Origin of the sequence: Bacillus alveayuensis (assembly GCA_030812955.1) — a bacterium.
In the GTDB taxonomy this organism is placed as follows: domain Bacteria; phylum Bacillota; class Bacilli; order Bacillales; family Aeribacillaceae; genus Bacillus_CB; species Bacillus_CB alveayuensis.
Window position 1 is genome coordinate 44,654 of the sequence record JAUSTR010000006.1, and the last position, 20,798, is coordinate 65,451.

The 20,798-nt window shown below is 36.4% G+C and carries 22 protein-coding genes; 5 read left to right on the plus strand and 17 right to left on the minus strand.

Going from position 1 to position 20,798, the window contains the following annotated elements:
- Positions 1-77: 77 nt before the first annotated feature.
- From J2S06_RS09040 to J2S06_RS09055, 4 genes are all read right to left on the minus strand, one after another.
- Positions 78-446 carry a helix-turn-helix transcriptional regulator gene (locus tag J2S06_RS09040; RefSeq protein WP_044896258.1) on the minus strand — a complete coding sequence of 123 codons (369 nt, stop codon included), beginning with the start codon at positions 444-446 and terminating at the stop codon, positions 78-80.
- Between the two features lie 219 nt (positions 447-665).
- A complete protein-coding gene (gene cotJC / locus J2S06_RS09045) occupies positions 666-1,235 on the minus strand; it encodes a spore coat protein CotJC (protein WP_044896259.1) in 570 nt (189 codons plus the stop codon).
- Positions 1,236-1,254: 19 nt separating this feature from the next.
- Positions 1,255-1,515, minus strand: a complete 261-nt coding sequence (locus J2S06_RS09050) for a spore coat protein CotJB (RefSeq protein WP_419152076.1) — start codon at positions 1,513-1,515, stop codon at positions 1,255-1,257.
- Between the two features lie 5 nt (positions 1,516-1,520).
- The gene (locus J2S06_RS09055) at positions 1,521-1,727 is read right to left on the minus strand and encodes a spore coat associated protein CotJA (RefSeq protein ID WP_407638527.1); all 207 of its coding nucleotides are present in this window, start codon (positions 1,725-1,727) and stop codon (positions 1,521-1,523) included.
- Between the two features lie 453 nt (positions 1,728-2,180).
- Here J2S06_RS09055 and J2S06_RS09060 point away from each other — a divergent pair, with 453 nt between their 5' ends.
- Complete coding sequence (locus J2S06_RS09060) at positions 2,181-3,665, plus strand: aldehyde dehydrogenase family protein (RefSeq protein WP_044896263.1); 1,485 nt, start codon at positions 2,181-2,183, stop codon at positions 3,663-3,665.
- A 93-nt stretch (positions 3,666-3,758) separates the two neighbouring features.
- On the opposite strand, the gene J2S06_RS09065 is transcribed toward J2S06_RS09060, so the two are convergent.
- Positions 3,759-4,043, minus strand: coding sequence for a hypothetical protein (locus J2S06_RS09065; RefSeq protein ID WP_419152077.1), 285 nt, complete (start codon positions 4,041-4,043; stop codon positions 3,759-3,761).
- Between the two features lie 130 nt (positions 4,044-4,173).
- Between J2S06_RS09065 and J2S06_RS09070 the strand changes: the two genes are divergently transcribed.
- Positions 4,174-5,025 (plus strand): superoxide dismutase, encoded by an 852-nt coding sequence (locus J2S06_RS09070; RefSeq protein ID WP_419152078.1) that lies wholly within the window; start codon positions 4,174-4,176, stop codon positions 5,023-5,025.
- 126 nt (positions 5,026-5,151) lie between these two features.
- Here J2S06_RS09070 and J2S06_RS09075 read toward each other — a convergent pair whose 3' ends face one another.
- The 5 genes from J2S06_RS09075 to J2S06_RS09095 all read right to left on the minus strand — a co-directional run bounded on the left by J2S06_RS09075 (position 5,152) and on the right by J2S06_RS09095 (position 12,500).
- Positions 5,152-6,507: a sodium-dependent transporter gene (locus J2S06_RS09075; protein WP_419152079.1), complete on the minus strand. Its 1,356-nt coding sequence runs from the start codon at positions 6,505-6,507 to the stop codon at positions 5,152-5,154.
- Between the two features lie 85 nt (positions 6,508-6,592).
- The gene (locus J2S06_RS09080; protein ID WP_419152080.1) at positions 6,593-6,793 is read right to left on the minus strand and encodes a DUF6501 family protein; all 201 of its coding nucleotides are present in this window, start codon (positions 6,791-6,793) and stop codon (positions 6,593-6,595) included.
- A gap of 136 nt (positions 6,794-6,929) precedes the next feature.
- The gene (gene odhB / locus J2S06_RS09085; protein WP_419152081.1) at positions 6,930-8,171 is read right to left on the minus strand and encodes a 2-oxoglutarate dehydrogenase complex dihydrolipoyllysine-residue succinyltransferase; all 1,242 of its coding nucleotides are present in this window, start codon (positions 8,169-8,171) and stop codon (positions 6,930-6,932) included.
- Positions 8,172-8,188: 17 nt separating this feature from the next.
- Positions 8,189-11,032, minus strand: a complete 2,844-nt coding sequence (gene sucA, locus J2S06_RS09090) for a 2-oxoglutarate dehydrogenase E1 component (RefSeq protein ID WP_419152082.1) — start codon at positions 11,030-11,032, stop codon at positions 8,189-8,191.
- Positions 11,033-11,444: 412 nt separating this feature from the next.
- Positions 11,445-12,500 carry a C40 family peptidase gene (locus J2S06_RS09095; RefSeq protein ID WP_419152083.1) on the minus strand — a complete coding sequence of 352 codons (1,056 nt, stop codon included), beginning with the start codon at positions 12,498-12,500 and terminating at the stop codon, positions 11,445-11,447.
- Between the two features lie 393 nt (positions 12,501-12,893).
- On the opposite strand from J2S06_RS09095, the gene J2S06_RS09100 reads away from it, so the two are divergent.
- Positions 12,894-14,255, plus strand: a complete 1,362-nt coding sequence (locus tag J2S06_RS09100) for an MATE family efflux transporter (protein WP_044896270.1) — start codon at positions 12,894-12,896, stop codon at positions 14,253-14,255.
- Between the two features lie 73 nt (positions 14,256-14,328).
- Here the strand turns inward: J2S06_RS09100 and bshB2 are convergent, their stop codons facing one another.
- The 5 genes from bshB2 to rarD all read right to left on the minus strand — a co-directional run bounded on the left by bshB2 (position 14,329) and on the right by rarD (position 16,964).
- A complete protein-coding gene (gene bshB2, locus J2S06_RS09105) occupies positions 14,329-14,979 on the minus strand; it encodes a bacillithiol biosynthesis deacetylase BshB2 (protein WP_044896271.1) in 651 nt (216 codons plus the stop codon).
- Positions 14,980-14,995: 16 nt separating this feature from the next.
- Positions 14,996-15,343 (minus strand): YojF family protein, encoded by a 348-nt coding sequence (locus J2S06_RS09110; RefSeq protein ID WP_044896272.1) that lies wholly within the window; start codon positions 15,341-15,343, stop codon positions 14,996-14,998.
- A complete protein-coding gene (locus J2S06_RS09115; RefSeq protein ID WP_419152084.1) occupies positions 15,344-15,619 on the minus strand; it encodes a hypothetical protein in 276 nt (91 codons plus the stop codon).
- A gap of 104 nt (positions 15,620-15,723) precedes the next feature.
- The gene (locus J2S06_RS09120) at positions 15,724-15,984 is read right to left on the minus strand and encodes a metal-sensitive transcriptional regulator (protein WP_044896274.1); all 261 of its coding nucleotides are present in this window, start codon (positions 15,982-15,984) and stop codon (positions 15,724-15,726) included.
- Positions 15,985-16,040: 56 nt separating this feature from the next.
- Positions 16,041-16,964, minus strand: coding sequence for an EamA family transporter RarD (rarD, locus tag J2S06_RS09125; protein ID WP_044896275.1), 924 nt, complete (start codon positions 16,962-16,964; stop codon positions 16,041-16,043).
- A 108-nt stretch (positions 16,965-17,072) separates the two neighbouring features.
- Between rarD and J2S06_RS09130 the strand changes: the two genes are divergently transcribed.
- Positions 17,073-17,528, plus strand: a complete 456-nt coding sequence (locus J2S06_RS09130) for an Hsp20/alpha crystallin family protein (protein WP_419152085.1) — start codon at positions 17,073-17,075, stop codon at positions 17,526-17,528.
- 399 nt (positions 17,529-17,927) lie between these two features.
- On the opposite strand, the gene J2S06_RS09135 is transcribed toward J2S06_RS09130, so the two are convergent.
- Positions 17,928-18,230 (minus strand): winged helix-turn-helix transcriptional regulator, encoded by a 303-nt coding sequence (locus tag J2S06_RS09135; protein WP_044896278.1) that lies wholly within the window; start codon positions 18,228-18,230, stop codon positions 17,928-17,930.
- Positions 18,231-18,379: 149 nt separating this feature from the next.
- On the opposite strand from J2S06_RS09135, the gene J2S06_RS09140 reads away from it, so the two are divergent.
- Positions 18,380-19,006, plus strand: a complete 627-nt coding sequence (locus J2S06_RS09140; RefSeq protein ID WP_419152086.1) for a nitroreductase family protein — start codon at positions 18,380-18,382, stop codon at positions 19,004-19,006.
- A gap of 100 nt (positions 19,007-19,106) precedes the next feature.
- Here J2S06_RS09140 and J2S06_RS09145 read toward each other — a convergent pair whose 3' ends face one another.
- Positions 19,107-20,492 (minus strand): S41 family peptidase, encoded by a 1,386-nt coding sequence (locus J2S06_RS09145; RefSeq protein ID WP_419152109.1) that lies wholly within the window; start codon positions 20,490-20,492, stop codon positions 19,107-19,109.
- Positions 20,493-20,798 lie beyond the last annotated feature (306 nt).

A 20,798-nucleotide genomic window follows, 5' to 3' on the forward strand; every position in this document is an offset into this window, starting at 1 on the left:
CATCTCTTTCTCCTTTTTGACAGGTCTAGTGAAAATGATTCATTTCTCTTTTATCAAGTTTTGTCTTGAAGACATTTTTAAGCGAAGTTATCTCGGATCGCTTTTTCGATTAGAGCTCTACAACGGTCTAACTCAGCCTTTAATTGCCGTTTATATTTTTTCGCTTTTTCATAATCAACAAACTCATAATAAACGACTTCTTGGAATTCTGTTCCCTCTTTTTTACGCTTTACTTGCTTTAAAATTCCATCATGAATCAAATCGTGCAGCGCTTTATATAATTCGGAATGATTAGGTTTATAACCGTATGGACGAAATTCATTTCGCAATACATCTAATAGCTTTAATCCATACAATCTTTCTTGTTCAGTCATCGTTATTAAGTATAATTTTAAAAATGCTCTTTGTTTTAATAAAAAGCCGCTTGGATTTCGTTTTTCCCCCATTGTTACACCTCTTATTTAACATAATCATATTATGTAAACAAAACTCCCTTATAAATCTTTTATATTTACTAATCTTTGCTTATTTTACAATATTATCGGGAGGAAGAAAACTTTTTGATCATTATTTATCATTTAGAACATAGTTTAATTAGATTATTTGGGGTGTAAAAAAATAACTAGCCAATGTGATTGACTAGTTTTCAAAATTTAAGTGTTGTATTAAAAATATTTCTTTTTGTCTCGTTCTTCTTTTAAAATTTCCACTGCTTCCCTAAATCTTTGGGAATGAACAATTTCTCGTTCTCTTAAAAAGCGAAGACTATCATTTAAATCAGGATCGTCTGACAAATCAATGAGCCACTGGTATGTTGCTCGTGCTTTCTCTTCAGCTGCTATATCTTCATATAAATCTGCAATCGGATCACCTTTTGCTTGAATATACGTAGCCGTCCAAGGAGCTCCTGCTGCATTATGATAAAATAATGCTCCATCATGATTGGCAAAATGCTCTCCAAGTCCTGCCTCTTTTAATTGTTCTGGAGTAGCATCTTTTGTTAATTTATAGACCATTGTGGCAATCATTTCAAGATGAGCAAATTCTTCTGTTCCAATATCCGTTAATAACCCGACTACTTTATCGGGAATTGTATATCGTTGGTTTAAATATCGTAATGCTGCAGCTAATTCTCCATCTGCCCCACCATATTGCTCGATTAAGTATTTAGCTAGTTTCGGATTACACGTACTCACTCTCACAGGATATTGCATTTTTTTTTCATAAATCCACATACGCATACTCCTTCCTATCTTAAACTTGCCATGGCCATGGCGCTTTTCCCCAGCTCCAATTTTGATCGGAGAAGCTATTCCCAAATTGTTTTAGTGGTCCGAATTTTGATTCAAATACTTGTTTTAATTGCATCGAATATTGGGCATATTGATTATATTGTTGAATAGCTTGATGATCATATGGGTGTGTATCTAAGTACAGTGTTAATTCTACAAGGACAAAATCACACGCCTGTATTTCTTCCATTAGGTCATAATATTCTTGAGGCAACTGCTTCATTTTGTTTACCTCCCTTTATTCTCATATGGGTTGTCATAATAATCCCAAAATACAGGCCATAAAGTTCCTTTTTTTAGTGCTTCTTTAGGAGAATATTGTTTTAAATTAGGTGGTTGAAATCCGAGATATAAATTTGGCGGAGTCGAATAATATTTCATTCCAATCGGTTTGCATGGATCATACTTACTATGAAATGGCTGATACGATTTCATCGATGTATAAGCCTTTGGAGGCTGTTGATTCATCACACACACCTCTTTTCTTTAATTTCTTCCTCTATAGCCTTATTCAACGATTGCTTGTCTTCATGACATAAAAGTTTTGTATGATTTAAGACTTTTTTGTCGAAATAATGTTTTTCAAACATCTTTTTATGAAACAAAAAAAGCCAGAGAACAAAAGTGATGGTTGGACAAAGTACATTTGTTCGACCACGTGCTTTGTTCGGTTCATGGACAGTCGGAAAGCTACAAAGTTTACAAAGTTTACGAAAACATCCTTTAGAAATAATAAATTGGAAATCATACGAATGAATTACTAAAAAATGGTTGTTTTTTTCTGAATTTTTTGTATAATAAAACTGTATGCGTTTGCAACAAGATTTCTTGCTCTTATTTCTTCATCTTAGATGTTCCGTCAATGAAAACATTTTGGGAGGGTGATTTATGAGTCAATTAATGATGGGCACTAAAGAAAAGGTAGCGGAGTTTTTAAAGGGAAAGAAAAAGCTTTACATTAACGGTCAATTTGTTGAAAGTGCATCCGGAAAAACGTTTGATACACCTAACCCTGCCACTGGAGAAACATTGGCAACTGTATACGAAGCGGATAAAGAAGATATTGATCGGGCTGTCCGTGCGGCAAGGGAAGCTTTTGAAAAAGGTCCATGGTCAAAAATGACCCCAGCGACAAGAAGCCGCCTTATGTATAAGTTAGCCGATTTAATGGAGGAACATCAAGAAGAATTAGCCCAGCTTGAAACATTGGATAATGGGAAGCCAATTCGGGAAACGAGCAAAGCTGATGTCCCTTTAGCTATTGAGCATATGCGCTATTATGCTGGTTGGGCGACGAAAATAGTCGGTCAAACAATACCAGTAAATGGAAATTACTTTAATTATACTCGTCATGAGCCTGTTGGCGTTGTAGGACAGATTATTCCTTGGAATTTTCCATTATTAATGGCGATGTGGAAGCTTGGTGCAGCTCTAGCTACTGGATGTACGGTTGTTTTAAAACCTGCAGAACAAACTCCGTTATCTGCCTTATATCTAGCTGAACTCATTGAAGAAGCTGGATTCCCACCTGGTGTTATCAACATTGTTCCTGGATTCGGGGAAACAGCAGGTCAAGCGATTGTGAATCACCCTAATATTGATAAAGTTGCATTTACTGGTTCTACAGAAGTCGGAAAGTTAATTATGAAAAATTCGTCCAATACACTTAAGCGGGTGACATTAGAATTAGGTGGTAAATCGCCTAATATCATATTACCTGATGCTGATTTATCGAAAGCGATCCCAGGTGCATTAAATGGCGTTATGTTTAACCAAGGTCAAGTCTGCTGTGCTGGTTCACGTGTATACATTCAAAAGAAGCATTATGACAACGTAGTGAGTGATATGGCATCTCATGCTAAAAATATACGTCAAGGCTTTGGATTAAACCCTGATACGGAAATGGGCCCGCTTGTCAGTGAAGAACAACAAAGCCGCGTATTAAATTATATCGAAAAGGGTATCGAAGAAGGCGCTGAAGTGTTAGCCGGTGGTGGCAAACCAACGGAAGAGGGATATTTCGTTTCACCAACTATTTTCGCGAGTGTCGATGATAAAATGACGATTGCCCAAGAGGAAATTTTTGGTCCAGTCATTGCGGCCATGCCGTATGATGATTTAGATGACGTCATTGAACGCGCCAATAATAGTATTTACGGATTAGCAGCTGGTGTGTGGACGAGAGATGTCGCAAAAGCACACTATATTGCGAACAATTTAAAAGCTGGTACTGTTTGGGTAAACTGCTACAATGTATTTGATGCAGCCTCTCCATTCGGAGGCTATAAACAATCCGGCATCGGACGGGAAATGGGATCATATGCCCTTGATAACTATACAGAAGTGAAAAGTGTTTGGATTAGCTTGACATAACATTCGAAACATAATTGGTCCTCACGATCGGTGAGGGCCTATTTGTGTTTACGAATCTCACGTTTTTATGTAATTCAGCATTTTTTTGATACATTACCAAACTTTTATATTAGTTCGGCGCCTTAATCTCTCGGTTTTGCATCTCAATCTCTCGGTTTCGCGTCCTAATCTCTCGGTTTCGCGCCCTAATCTCTCGGTTTCGCGCCCTAATCTCTCGGTTTCGCATCTTAATCTCTCGGTTTCGCGCCCTAATCTCTCGGTTTCGCGCCCTAATCTCTCGGTTTCGCGCCCTAATCTCTCGGTTTCGCGCCCTAATCTCTCGGTTTTGCATCTCAATCTCTCGGTTTCGCGCCTCAATCTCTCGGTTTCGCGCCTCAATCTCTCGGTTTTGCACCTTCTTTCTCCGTTTCGTGATTTCGATTAAGTCCTCACTTATTTTTATACAATGGTGAACCATTCCCTTCAACTTTCATAATGTAAAATAGAATGTTCATTAGGAGGAGTGCCTATGCAACAAAACTATTTCGAGAATGTGAAAAATTGGGCTCATCATTTAAAAGAGCATTGGAAAGAGATACGTTCTTCCATTCCTGCTGAACAAAGAATATTCATTGAAGAAAAATTGCAACAATTCGAGCGACAACTACATGAACAAACATTTGAGAAAGACGAAATATTGTATGAAAGAGCTATGAATCTATATGATTCTTTTCGTTTATTTTACCACCATTCTTATGTGCCGATCGGTCAGCACCGTCTTCCTCCTCTGCCATACGCCTATGATGCACTTGAACCTTATATTTCCGAAAAAATTATGAAGCTCCATCATTTAAAACACCATCAAAGTTATGTTGATGGATTAAATAAAGCAGAAATCGAAATGGCCAAAGCGAGAAAAACAGGGGATTATTCACTAATTAAACATTGGGAGCGAGAAGCAGCTTTTCATGGTGCGGGGCATTATTTGCATACCATTTTTTGGTCCATCATGAGTCCAAATGGCGGCGGCAAACCAAAAGGCCCATTAAAAGCAATGATCGAAAAATCTTTTGGAAGCTTTGACATGATGAAAAAGCATTTTTCTGAAGCAGCCAAAGCAGTAGAAGGAGTTGGCTGGGCCATCTTAGTTTGGTCGCCTCGCTCACATCGGTTAGAAATTTTACAGGCAGAAAAGCATCAAAATTTAAGCCAATGGGATGTTATCCCTTTACTCGTCCTTGATGTATGGGAGCATGCTTATTATTTACAATATGAAAATGACCGAGGTAAATATATCGAAAACTGGTGGAAAATTATCAATTGGAGAGAAGTTGAAAGACGATTTCATGAAGCTCAAAAAGTGAAATGGCAGCCTTTTTAATATCGTACCGTCATACAAATATTTTTCAAGTGCTTAAAAAAAGCTCGAATGTCAAAAACTTAAAAATCCAACCCCAAAAAACTAGTATTAAAGCCGCTTCACAAAAAAGCGGCTTTCCTAATTACTTTATTGAAATATTTTTAAAATACCTAAAGCATCTAAAAAGACGATGATAATTGCTACAGGTGCTACATAACGAATGAGTGTAAACCATAAGAGAAATAAACGGCGACTTAGATTCGATCCTGAACAGAGCTCCTCCCACAGCACATTTTTTGGAATTTTTAACGGTACAAAAGTCGCAATTAACAATGCTCCTAACGGCATTAATATATTGCTAACTAAAAAATCTGCAGCGTCAAAAATACTTTTGTCAAACAGCTGAAAATCGGATAATACGCCAAAAGATAAGGCAGATGGAATCCCAACAATGAAAATGGCCAATCCCATCAATATCGAATATTTTTTTCTCTTATGCTCATTACCTTTTGACAAAGGTGCAACAATAATTTCTAACATCGAGAAAGCGGATGTAAGTGTTGCAAATAAGAATAATAGTAAAAATGCTGATAAGAATATCGTTCCAAAAGGAATTTGATCAAATACGGTTGGCAATACATGAAACAATAAGACCGGTCCGGCATTTGGTTTTAAATGAAACGCAAATACAGCTGGAAAAATGGCTAATCCAGCTAAAAATGCGACTAATAAATTTAAGAAAACGATTGAAAAAGCCGATTGAGGTAAATTTTCTTGCTTTGATAAATAAGAACTATACGTCACCATGACGGAAACTCCAACACTTAGTGCAAAAAAAGATTGTCCCATTGCAAAAAGGACCGTTTCTGATGTTACGTTTGTAAAGTCAGGTTTTAAAAAAAAGATAATTCCTTCCATCGCTCCTTCAAGTGTTAAGGAACGAATAATTAATATTAAAAAAATGATAAATAATAATGGCATCATCCATTTACTTGCCCATTCAATTCCATTTTGCACCCCTTTAGCGATGACAAATATGACAATGGATAAAAAGATGAATTGAGCAATTATAGACAAATACGGATTGGATATCGTTTCACCAAATAATACACCGTACTGTTCTTCCGAAAGCCCATGTAGTTCACCCGTCAAGGCTTTAAAAAGATATATAATAATCCAGCCGCCTACTACACTATAAAACGATAAAAGAATAAAACAAGTTATGATACCAAGTTTGCCAATCCATGGCCAAAAAGAATTTGGAGCAAGCTGACGATAAGCTCCAATCGCATCTTTATGCGTATGTCTGCCAATGATAAATTCAGCTAATAATAGCGGAAGGCCCACTAATAAAGTAAATAAAATAAAAATGATAAAAAAGATTCCTCCCCCGCTTGTACCAGCAACATAAGGGAATTTCCAAATAGCGCCTAGTCCGATTGCTGAACCTGCTGCAGCTAATATAAATGCCAATTTTGAAGACCACTGTTCCACTTGATTCAATCAACTCACCTCTTACTGTCGTTCCCTGCTGATTAAACTTTAAAATATTTGGCTGTTAGCTTCACTAACAGCCTTATCTTCCAAGTTATTCTTGAAAATAATCTTTATAAAACCCGCCTACTTGGCCGGTATTATCGATCACAAAATAAAATTCTTCTGTTTCATTTTTCACTTCATAAGTTTTCCCAACTGTCAGCACATTGTTGACCATATATTTTTGCGCATTCGTATGTACACATTTCACTTTTTTAATCGTTGGCTTCTCTTTCCATGTCAAATGAATCATATACCTGCACTCCTTCTTTAGAATGTATGTACAATCGATTATACACGATTCGATCTCGTCTGTTAATCATCATCAAAAAAGCGAATAAATACGGCTGATTGATGGTGGACATCAATCAGCCGTATAATCAAGCTTGTTATCCTTCTAACAATAATTGTTCTGGATCTTCAAGAAGTTCTTTGATCGTTGCTAAGAAGCTTACTGCTTCTTTCCCATCAATAATACGATGGTCGTAAGATAAAGCAATGTACATCATTGGGCGATTTTCGATGCGTTCTTCATCAATAGCTACTGGACGCAGCTGAATTTTATGCATCCCTAAAATACCGACTTGTGGTCCATTTAAAATTGGGGTCGAAAGTAAGGATCCAAAAATTCCGCCATTCGTAATCGTAAACGTACCACCTTGTAATTCTTTTAAAGTCAATTTATTGCTTCGCGCTTTTTTTGCTAATTCAGCAATTTCACGTTCGATTTGTGCAAATGTTAATCGATCGGCATCGCGAACAACTGGAACAACAAGCCCTTCATCTGTAGAAACTGCAACTCCGATATCATAATATTTTTTCAATACAATTTCATCGCCTTGGATTTCTGCATTTAATAACGGGAATTTTTTCAAAGCTGCTACTACTGCCTTTGTAAAGAAGGACATAAATCCAAGTCGTACATCGTGTTGTTCAAAAAATTGTTCTTTGCGACGTTTCCGAATGTTCATGACGGCTGTCATGTCAACTTCATTGAAGGTTGTTAGCATTGCAGCTGTATGCTGTACTTCAACAAGGCGTTTCGCAATCGTTTGACGACGGCGTGTCATCCGAATTCTTTCCACTCGATTTGAGTCTTCCACTGACGCTACATTTTGCTGCTGCTTTGGAACTTGAACCTCTTGTACTTTCGGCTCTGATTTTGGAGCTTCATATGCTTCAATATCTTGTTTACGAACTCTTCCTAATGGATCACGTGTAGGGACCGCATTTAAATCAATCCCTTTTTCACGAGCAAGTTTACGAGCCGCAGGTGAAGCAATTGGACGATGATTATTGTCGCCGTTTTCTTCCTCTTCTGTGATCTCTTCCTTGACAGCTTCTTCTTTTTTCCCTTCTTGAACCGGGTTTTCAGATGCTTGTTCTACACCTTCTCCACTTTCATCAATAATTCCAATAACTTCTCCTACTTCTACTGTATCTCCTTCATTTTTAAGGATTTCTTTTAATACGCCACTATGCTCTGCAGTAATTTCAACATTTACTTTGTCCGTTTCAAGTTCTAAAATGTATTCACCTTTTTCAATTTTATCCCCTGGTTTCTTTAACCAACCGGAAATCGTACCTTCTAAAATCGACTCAGCAAGTTCTGGAACTTTAATTTCAGCCATGATCAATTCCCCCTTGTTTATTTCCGTGTTAGCGCTTCGGTAACGATACGATTTTGTTCTTTTTTATGAACGTTTGGATCTCCTTCCGCAGGGCTAGAGCGACGAAGACGACCAATATATTTTACATCGACTCCTTCAGGTGCGATGCTGCGAAGCTGAGGATCCATAAAAGTCCAAGACCCCATATTCATTGGTTCCTCTTGTACCCAAACAATTTCCTCAAGATTTTGGAATCGTTGGAACAATTGCTCAAGATGCTTTTTCGGAAATGGATAAATCTCTTCGATGCGAACAATATGAAGCCAATCTAGAGATTTTTGCTTCGCCACTCGGTCGGCCAAATCAATGGCTACTTTTCCTGTACATAAAAGAATTCTTTTTACTGCATCTGGATTAGAACCAAGTCCTTCTTGTTCAATGATCGGTTTAAATTCTCCAGAAACGAGCTCATGCACATCCGATACTGTATGTGGATTACGTAATAAGCTTTTCGGTGTCATAATAATAAGAGGACGAACTTCTTCTCTCATTAAGACCGCAGCTTGTCTACGTAAAATATGGAAATATTGGGCTGCTGTTGTAACATTGGCAACCGTCCAGTTATTTTCAGCTGCTAACTGCAAGTAGCGTTCGAGACGTCCGCTAGAATGCTCAGGACCTTGCCCTTCAAAGCCGTGTGGAAGAAGCATCACTAATCCAGATTTTTGTCCCCATTTAGCTCGTCCAGCTGATATAAATTGGTCAAACATCACTTGTGCGACATTTGCGAAATCGCCAAATTGTGCTTCCCAAAGAACTAATGTTTCTGGTGCATATACATTATACCCATATTCAAATCCTAAAACAGACACTTCAGATAATGGGCTGTTGTGGATCGCAAAGGAAGCCTTTACATTCGACATGCGATGAAGCGGAGAATACGTTTCTCCTGTTTTCACATCATGTAAAACGAGATGGCGATGTGCAAACGTTCCACGTTCTGAATCTTGGCCAGTAATACGGATAGGTGTGCCGTCTTTTAATATAGATGCAAATGCAAAAGCTTCCGCTAGCGACCAATCAACCTTTCCTTCATCCGAAAATACTTTAGCGCGACGCTCTAATATTCGCTGTAATTTTTTGAAAGGATTAAAGCCTTCTGGCCACGCAATAAGCTCTTGATTAATTGTGTTTAATACTTCGATCGGAACACTTGTGTCTACCTTCGGCAAACCACAAATAACCTTTTCTGGAACTTGTATATCTCCAACTTCATCTTTCCGCTCTGGAACTTTTTTGAACGCTTCCTGCAGCTTATCGGCTACATCTTGCTGGAATTTTTCTACCTCATCATTTGAAACAATTCCTTCACGAACCAATCGTTCGGCATACAATGCCCGAATCGTGTCATGATTTTGAATTTTTTCATACAATAACGGATTGGTCGCAACAGGCTCATCCATTTCGTTATGGCCGTAGCGTCGATATCCGATTAAATCTATTAAGAAGTCTTTATTAAATCTCTGACGGTATAAATGAGCAATGTATATAGCGGCTAAGCATGCTTCAGGATCATCTGCATTTACGTGAACGATTGGGATCTCGAATCCTTTCGCTAAATCGCTAGCATACTTGGTCGATCTTGAATCTCGGCTTTCCGTCGTAAAACCGATCATGTTATTGGCGATAATGTGAATCGTTCCGCCTGTTTTATAGCCAGTTAATTGGCTTAAGTTCAAGGTTTCTGCCACAACACCTTCACCAGGAAAAGCAGCGTCACCATGAATTAAAACTGCCATCGACTTTTGAACATCTTGCTCTGGATATCCGCCTTTTGTTCGATCATCTTGAGCAGCTCGTGTATAACCTTCCACAATAGGGTCAATAAATTCAAGATGACTTGGGTTATTCGCTAGTGTTAAGCGGGCGCGAACAATATTATCGTCTTTTATTTGCTTATCGGCTCCTAAATGATATTTAACATCTCCACTCCAGCCGTAGTTAATTCCAATGGATCCTTCAGATGGTACAAGCTCTTTGTTCGGTGCATGTTGAAACTCAGAAAAAATTAATTCATATGGTTTCCCTAATACATGGGCAAGTACACTTAAACGGCCGCGGTGTGCCATACCGATGTTAATATTTGTCGTTCCATTTTGAACAGCTTCAGATATAAGCTCATCGAGCATTGGCACTAACATATCCAGCCCTTCTATGGAAAAACGCTTTTGGCCAACAAACGTCCGATGTAAAAAATTTTCAAAGCCTTCAACTTCAGATAACCGTTTTAAAATAGCAATTCGTTTTTCAATGGATAAATCACGGAAGATTTTTCCTGATTCAACCATTTCATTAAGCCATTGTTTTTCTTCAAGATTATGGACATGTTGAAATTCAAAGGCAATCGATTTTGTATATATGTCTTTCAAATAATTAATTGCATCAACGCCATTTTGAACATTACTAGGTGCGTCCTTACATAAAATGCTTGCTGGAATTTCTTTTAAATCTTCGACCGTTAAACCGTATCTAGACGGGTCAAGTACATTTGTGTCTCCATGTTTAATTCCCATCGGGTAAATAGATGCATTTAAATGTCCGTATGTACGGATGTCTTCAGCAAATTTGACAGCTTTTGCTACTTTTTGCAATTTAGAAATGCTGACGGACATTTGGAGTGCTTGAGTAGTCTTGGAACTTCCATTCACTTCCACTTGCTCAACCGTTTCAGGAGCTCCCCAAGCAGCAAACATGTTCCGAATGTCATCATCAACGGAATTTGGATCTTGTAAGTACTGTTCATAAAGTTCCATGACATAACCTAAATTTGGACCGTGAAAATTTTGCCATGGATAATGACGATTAGCTGAATTTTCTTCCATCTCGCGAAAACCCCCAATGATCTCTTAATCATTAGAATCATGAATGAATTCTGAAAAGTTACGGTTAAAAGCCTTCTATACCATGTCATCCATAACAAACTAGCCGTTATGAATCATGATCGTATAAAACGCTTCCAAGTGATATTTTAACACTATTTACTCTATTACACCAATAAAAATTGTTTAAAAATAAACATTATCAGAAAAAAGAAATTACTTTTATAAAATTTTTAATATTTAGATTTTTATATCATTTTCATTTATGAAAAAAGGGGATCCATAATGTCCCCTCATCTATCAAAATTTATTATTTAATAATACTAATCATCAAACATTTCAACAAAAACTTATGTAAAAAAATAAAGCGACAACTAGCCAATAGTTGTCGTTCCAAAAAGTGATTGAGACGAGTTTATTCAAAATATCGTTTTGCTCCTAAATAACGTTCTTTCCAATAAGAACTGCTTAAATCGGATATTGTGACACCGCCTGATCCTGCATGTATAAACGCTCCATTCCCTAAATAAATTCCTAAATGAGACGGTCCAGGCTTATATGTTTCAAAAAAGACAAAATCACCGACAGCAGGATCATTAACTGTTTTCATCATTTCCCAATATCCAGCTGTACTTAATCTAGAAATTGATGTTACTTTATTCATAACATAGTAAATAAAGCCACTGCAATCAAACCCTGCTGGAGTATTGCCCCCCCATTTATAAGGTGTACCGATTAGCTTTTTCGCTTCTTGTATCATAACAAGCACTTTTCCGTTGATTACAGTTGAATTGGATTGGTTTGCCGTCGTTTGCGTTGGCTGAGTAGATGCTTTGCTAGCTTGTCCGGAAACTTTGAGTATTTGTCCAGGATAAATAACATCTGACGATAATTGATTTAAGGCTTTTAATTGCGTTACAGTCGTATTGTATGCATTAGCAATTTTCCATAAAGAGTCGCCCGTTTTGACTGTATATGTACTAGTTTGTTGGCTACTGGAAGCTTTTGAACGATCAGATGGAGTCGAGTTTTTTTCTGTAGACTGATTTTCTATTTTTGAGATTTTTAAGATTTGACCCGGATAAATAACATCGCTTTCTAATTGATTGACCGCTTTTAACTCTGTTACCGTCATTTGAAATTTCTTCGCAATTTTCCATAAAGAATCCCCTCTAACAACCGTATATGTACTCGGTTTCATTTCCGTAGGCTTCGCGGAATTTGTTGTTATTGATTCATTCGTAGTGGACATAGCTTTAGTAGGAATTTGTAGTACTTGTCCTACATGAATGATATCGCTTGTCAGACGATTGGCTTCTTTAATGGCTGAAATCGAAATATTATATTTTTGTGAAATTGACCATAACGTATCACCAGATTGTACTTTCATACTTTCAGCAGAAGCAAGATTACTAAACATGGTCGAGCCAAATACAGCCGATGTCGTTAAACCGATTATTTTCCATTTCATCCGACAAGTTACCTCCTATTGAACCTATTATTTAGGACTATTTTACTAAAAATGTCCTTAAACACTATAAAACTCATCATTTATCATATTTTACCTTTTGTAGTATAAGAAATCGGTCGAAGTTTGATGGTGATGGACGAAAAACTCTGTCATTTATTGATGAATTTAAAAGAAATATGAAAAAATATTGTACTCTCTTTTATTATCGGAAGCGCTGTGAAAAAATTTAACACAATACTGCCTAGTTTTTTATAATTTTCATTTTTATGGTACATCCTTATTAAGGTGAAGGTATTTTAGAAAAAATTTATGATCAAGCAATATTTGTCAACGTTCTCCCTATCATTTATAATTTTTTTCATAAAACAGTAGATTTGAATCGAGGTCAAAAATATGGATAAAATAACCCCTCTTCAAGATAAGCTGAAACATTTGCTCATCATTTTTGTTCCTATTTTTCTTTCACAAATGAGTTTATATGCAATGAATTTTTTTGATACGGCGATGTCTGGACGGGTGGGAGCAGATGATTTAGCTGGCGTCGCTATCGGATCAAGCTTATGGGTACCAGTGTATACGGGGTTAAGCGGAATATTGCTTGCGATTACTCCTATAGCAGCACAACTCATTGGGGCGAAAAAACAAGATATGGTCCCTTTTTCCATTATTCAAGGATTATATTTATCCATTTTTATTTCGATCGTTGTCATTTTCATTGGCATCGCTTCGCTTGATACTATCCTACAATTCATGAGTTTAACCGATAAAGTACGTCACATTGCGAAAGAATATTTAGTCGCACTATCATTTGGGATTGTTCCCTTATTTGCTAGTTCAGTATTTCGCAGTTTTATAGATTCATTAGGGCAAACGCGTGTAACGATGTTGATCATCGTTGCGTCATTGCCAATTAATATCTTATTTAATTACTTATTTATTTTCGGTTCTTTTGGATTTCCAAAATTAGGGGGGATTGGTGCTGGGATTGCTTCTGCCATTACATATTGGTTTATTTTTCTTTTGTCTGTCGTGATCATTATAAAGCAGCCACCTTTTTCTCATTATCAAATTTTTCATCGATTTTACCGTGTTTCTCTTGCAAAATGGAAAGGAATTTTAAAAATAGGAGTTCCAATTGGGCTATCCATTTTTTTTGAAACGAGTATTTTTGCAGCTGTTACACTATTAATGAGTGATTACGATACCGTGACGATCGCTTCTCACCAAGCAGCTTTAAATTTCGCTTCTTTGTTATATATGTTGCCACTAAGCATTTCCATGGCTTTAACAATTGTCGTCGGTTATGAAATCGGGGCGAAACGTTCAAAAGATGCGAAGCAATATAGTGTTATCGGTATTACATTGGCCGTATGTCTATCGTTATTATCAGCCGCCGTTATATATTTTTATAAACAACCTATTGCCAGTTTGTATACAGATGAAATGACGGTGTTAACGCTAACTCAACAGTTTTTAATGTATGCAATCTTTTTTCAAATCTTCGATGCTATTCAAGCACCTATTCAAGGAATTTTACGCGGCTATAAAGACGTCAATGCCGCTTTTATCATTTCACTCATTTCTTATTGGGTTATTGGATTGCCGTTTGGATATTTGCTTGCGAATTACACCTACTTTCATGCTTTCGGCTATTGGATTGGCTTAATTTCTGGATTAGCTGCTGGTGCGATTGGTTTAACGGTTAGATTGCGAATTGTACAAAAAAGGTTTGTTGAAAAGGGAGACTTAGCTTGACTTACACTACATCCAATAAACTTTTGTCACGAATTACAAAGAGCGAGCTTATTATATAGCTCGCTCTTATCCATTAATCATCCCATTTATATGTCCAAAATACTTCTTGGTTAAGCAATTGTTTAAGTCTTTCGTTTTGTTCGATATTTTCCACCATCCAGAACGTTTGTGATTGGTGAGCTTTAATGGCTTTCAGCTTTAGATCAGCCACTTCCCGAATATCGATTAAGACGTCTGGATAGCCAATATGTTCAAAACGGTCATTTGAAAAGGCAATACAATAAACTATAGGACGTTTTTCCTTTTCAATTCGTTTAACAGCACGAATCACTGCTGCTCCACATGCATCATGGTCAGGATGTACGGCAAACCCTGGATAGAAGGTAACAATATGGGTTGGTTGAACTTCCTCGATAATCTCAAGAAAATGATTCGCCAATTTCTCATCATCTTCAAACTCAAGTGTTTTATCTCGATAGCCAAGCATGCGAAGATCCGTTATGTCTAATATTTTCGCAACTTCTAATAGCTCTTTTTTCCGTATGTCACGCAATGTTTCACGATTAGCCATAACCGGTTTCCCCATACTGCGCCCCATTTCTCCTAATGTTGCACAGGCATATGTAACAGGAACTTGTTGTTTTCGTTTTAATGAAATCAATCCAGCTACTCCTAAAGCTTCATCATCAGGATGTGGTAATATGACGAGTAAATGCTCTTTCATTTTTTTAACCCCTTTATTAAGAAAATGGTGTTTTGCTTATTTGTAAGGCAATTGCCAACTTTCCATCATGATCGTGTCCAGCTAATAATAAACGATCTTGTTCGTCAAACGTAAAATCTGTTAGACCTTCTGCATAAACCCAACCATCTTCTAATTTTAGCCCAACTCGATAAGGGCCTTTTCCTTTAATTTTTGCTAGTGTATATTTGACTTTAGCATTTCGGATAAAAGCAACAACCGTCATACTTTTCTCATTGTTATGTGCATGGTAGGCACCTGTTGTCGTTTCTAAATGAATATACACCTCTTTATTGACAAAATAATCCAATAGTGATTGCACTTCTTCTCGTACAATGGCTTTCAATTACGAGTCCTCCTTTTTCAAAACACGATCAAATAGTTTCGTATGTAGTTCAATAAGATCGAGCTTTTCACGATCTGAAAGTGATGATGAAAAAATTCTTTTTAACGCATTCACGAATTTAACTTCTGGTCGTTGTCTTAAGCGTGGATGAGTCATTTCATCTAAAAGCTCTTTTTTGATTGCTTCTTCCAATGTCGTTTCGGAATTATTTACTAGAGGGAGTGTGCGGTTTGACCATAGCTTACGGTAAGAAGCTAATAAACGATCATAATCCATCGTACATACCCCTTTACCTTTATTTTATTATGAATACCTTTTTTCTGTAAAAGAAAATACATTTCCAAACGGAAAAAGGAGCCAATCGCTCCCTTTTCGTCTTTTTATCTACTTTTAACAAGTAATTGCACAGCTTCTTCCACAAGGTGTTTTGTATCTTCACCTTTTTCAATTTGTTCCCGTACACATTTTTCTAAATTAGCACTGACAATTACTCCTATTGTACGGTCCAAAGCATTACGAGCTGCTGACATTTGAGTCACAAGCTCTTTACAGTCTTTTCCTTCCTCCATCATTTTAAGAATTCCTCTTACTTGTCCTTCAATTCGTCTTATACGATTTTTCATTTCATTTGTGTATTCCATTTCCTAACTCCTCGTATATTAGATTTCCAAAAACTTAAAATTGAAAGGGAAAGAATTCATTTTGCTTCATATGACTTACCCATATTGAATCGCCATCTTTTCAAAAACTTTGATTGGCTTATCGTAAATATCATTATACCACACCATATAAATGAAAATGTAATAAAATCAATCATCGAAAATGGTTCATGAAATAGAAAAACACCCATAAGGAAGGTAAGAGTTGGGGCAATATATTGAAAAATCCCAACCATATATAGAGGAATGCGGCTAGCTCCCATCGCAAATAATAACAGCGGAATCGCCGTCACGATTCCTCCACCCATTAATAACACATTGGTCAACCAATTCCATTGAAAAAATGCACTTTCCCCTAATGAGTGTAAATAAACTACGTAGACTATACCGGCGGGAAAAACGACAAGTGTTTCTAATGTTAAACCAAATGTTGAGTCAAGCTTCGTTACTTTTTTCGTTAATCCGTATAAACCAAATGTCATCGCAAGAAGAAGTGATATCCATGGAATTTTCCCGTATTGAATCGTTGAGTTTAGAACGCCAATTCCTGCTACTATAAAGGCGATTTGTTGTCCACGGTTCATTTTTTCCTTTAAAAACACCACTCCTAATAAAACACTAATCAATGGATTTATATAATAGCCTAAGCTCGTTTCAAGAACGCGATCATGATTGACAGCCCATATGTAAATAAACCAGTTTACACTAATAAAAGCAGAGGACAATAACAGTGACACAGACAGTTTAGGACTTTTTAAAAGATTCGTTAGGAGATGAAGAAGTTCTTTTGATCGTTTCTGAAACATAACGAGAATGATCATAAAAATAAATGACCAAATAATACGATGCGCTAAAATCTCCTCTGACCATACATGATCGATGAGCTTCCAATAAAGGGGTAAAATCCCCCATAATACATAGGCGAATGCTGTATATATAGATCCTAGTCTTTCATTTGCCATGTTTAACACCTCTATTTCTCTTTTAAATAAAAGAACGGTTATACTTGTTTTTTCATATATTACATTGAATCATTCAGTGAAACATCAATATCGAGGATGTGACTCACATTGTTTCCTTGGAATCAATTTTTTCAATCGCAAAACTTTCATGACATGATGAAAAAGATGAATGCAAAAGATGTTGAAGACTACGTGAATCAAGTGATGAACGAAGTATTTCATGCCAATTTTCCAGCAAATTTTCCCTTTTTATCCCCTACCTTTTCGTCTAATGAACATAAAAAGAAGAAGGAACATGCTCCTGATGTTTTCGAAACAAATGAATTTGTATATGTAACGTTGCCCATTTCAGATGAACAAAAAAAGAATATTAAAATTCAACATACAAACCATCATCTTTACCTTCTCCATTACCCAAATCAACAAGATCAAAAAAAGATTCTTTTGCCATCTCCAGTAAAAAGGAAAGGGACAAAAGCGTATGTCAAAGATGGGAAATTGGAAATAAAGTTTTTAAAGAGAGAAGACCATCAATATACAGAAATCGATATTTACCCAAATTGAAAAACGTAAAAAACTACCTGCTATTAAAACAGGTAGTTTTTTATATTCAATGTTAGTAAGGAAACCCTCCATAAGGAAATCCATATGAATATCCATATGGAGATCCATAATAATAAGGGGGATAATAAGGTCTTGGTCTTGGGTAAAAGAAAGCACTTCCAAGTAATCCTCCTAAAAACCCCCCTAAAAAAGGAAAGCCGAATGGATATGGACGAAAAAACGGTCTGATTCTTGGGTTTCGGACTTCGTGTGGATACATACATACACCCTTTCTCAAATTTTTACACTAAAAGGGTATTCATCACATGTTCAAATGGCTTGGGCTTTTATCCTAAAAATGGACTTTTTGTTCATGAACATGAACAAAACGCTCGAGTAAACTTGTCATCATTGTAATTTTTATCGATATTTCATTGACCACTTTTGAACTTCATTCATCACCGTTTCTAAAGCTTTTCCTTTATTTGTTAGTTCATACTCTATTTTAACAGGAGTCTCAGGATAAACCTTCCGCTCCACTATCTTATGTTCTTCCAATTCTTTCAAACGATCGGCTAACATTTTTTGACTGATTCCTGGAATACTATCCGTTAGATCTTTAAATCGCTTAGGACCACTTAACAGAACATGAATAATAAGGCCATTCCATCGTTTTCCTAATAAACAAAAGGCATGTTCAATGTTTGGACAAAGCTTATTCATATCCAAATCAACCCCTAGAGCTTTTTTCTTGACGATCAAAGCAATCTTAACAATAATAGATTTGAGATATGACTTACAAAAAGTGAGTCTGTTTCTTTTATATATTATAAAGGATGATTCCATAAAAAAACAACTAGGAGGTTTTACACATGAATGCAGTATCTGCAGGAAATGATCTTATCCAACTTATGAAAGATCGAACTTCCATTCGCCATTTCCACCCAAATGCGACCATCGATGAATCAGAAGTGAAAGAAATTCTTGAAATAGCTGGAAAAGCTCCTTCGGCTTGGAACTTACAACATTGGCACTTTGTTGTATTCCATAGCCAAAAAGCAAAAGAACGTCTATTGCCAATTGCCTATAATCAAAGTCAAATTATCAATAGTTCTGTTGTTATTGCTGTATTAGGTGATTTACAAGCAAACAAAAAGACAGATGCGGTATATGATCCGCTAGTTCAACAAGGATTTATGACAACAGAAGTGAAACAAACATTATCAAACCAAATTGATGGTGCTTATCAAGATCAACAATTCGCTCGCGATTCTGCCTTTTCCAATGCTTCACTTGCAGCCATGCAATTAATGTTAGCGGCAAAAGCAAAAGATTATGATTCATGCGCCATCGGTGGTTTTAATAAAGAACAATTTGTAAAAGAATTTAACATTTCTGATCGGTTTATTCCGATTATGCTTATTGCAATTGGAAAAGCAGCAAAACCTGCTCATAAAAGCAATCGCTTAAATTTAGATGAACTATCGACATGGTTATAACTCATTCATTCGTTGACAGCTATCGGTTGGAATCAATATCTTTAACGAAAATCCTATATGTCATACATGAAAAAACTCTTTGCGTATGCAAAGAGTTTTTTCATGATGCAAGCTCCTCTTTTAACACATCGATCGCTTTTTTCATCTGTGTATCATTTTCCAATATTTTATTTCTGACTAGCTCCATTAATTTAGTTGTCGTTTCTCCTTCAATTTGTCCTGTTTCGGTTAATTTTTGCTCCGCCTGGAATGATTGAACAACCTTTTCTTCAGCATGATCAAAAAAACCATCAACTTTTACTTGATAACCGATTGCCTTTAACATTTCTTCAGCTGTTTTGACTTCAGGAGACGAATCTCCTTCTTTTAACGTTATGTTAGGATCTAAATAAGAAATGTTTGCATATTCCGGTAAGGATACTTCAAATTGAGGTTTTAATCCTTTTTCATGAATCCAATTCCCTGATGGAGTCAGCCATTTAGCGATCGTATATTTAATGGAAGAACCATCAGGAAAATCTTGTGCATTTTGTACCGTTCCTTTCCCAAATGTTTTTTCACCTACAATTGGAATATTCGCTGATTCATGTAAAGCAGCAGCCATTATTTCCGCTGCACTTGCCGTACCGTTATCTGTCATTACAACGACCGGTACTTTTACAACTGATGGATTTTCCGCTTTAAACGTTTCAACCGTTCCATCCTTCTGTTCAACTTGTAAAATCGTATCTCCTTTATTTAAAAACATATCTGTCATCGCAATCGCTTGATCCATTAATCCTCCTGGATTTTGTCTTAAATCAATGATGATCCCTTTCACTTGTTGTTTTTCAAAATCCATTAATGCTTCGGCCAATTCTTGACCGGTCTTTTCAGAAAATCTAGTAATTTGAATTTTGCCTATTTTGTCATCCGTTACATCTGTATAAACTGTTTGAATCGGAATCGTATCACGAGTAATCGTCAAATTGATCACGCCGATCCCTTTTCTTTCAATTTTTAATTCCACTTTTGTCCCTTTTTCTCCCCGAATTAACATGATCGCTTCATGAACGGACATTCCTTCAATGTTTTGTCCATCTACTTCAATAATTTGATCTTCAGGTTTTAAACCTGATTTTTCTGCTGGAGAGCCTTTAATCGGAGAAACAACCGTAATTTTCCCATTTTTTTCTGTTACCTCAGCGCCGATTCCTTCGAAGCTGGAGGAAATCGATTCATGAAATCCTTTCGATTCTTCAACATCCATATACGTTGTATAAGGATCTCCAAGTGATTCAACCATCCCTTTAATAGCCCCTTCAATTAACACTTTTTGATCAATGTCTTCTACGTAATTTTTTTCGAGAATTTCATATGCTTCCACAAGCTTGTCAAAACCTTGTTGATTCATAGATCCTTTTTGGGACTGAAAAAACAAATAGGAAATCCCTACGCTAAATAAAGGAATAAGGATGATTCCTAATATTAGATTTCTTTTTTTTATGTACAAACTAACACCACCTTCATTAACATGATTACATTATGTCTGACAATGTACAGTATCGTCAATAAAAAAAACTCATTTTCTCAAATACTCCAACCTATTCGTCTACAAACAATAGCGTTAGTTGGCTCACCCTCTACTAGTTGGTTCTTCTTTTTTTTTGGCTCTTTTCGTAAACTTTGTTGGATTCGACTGTGAATGACAGTCGAAAAGCTGTAGTAAAGCAACCATCTTTTAGAAAAGAGCCTATTTTTTCATTACATAATAACCAATCCGTTTTTAAAATTATTTTAATGTATGATCTTG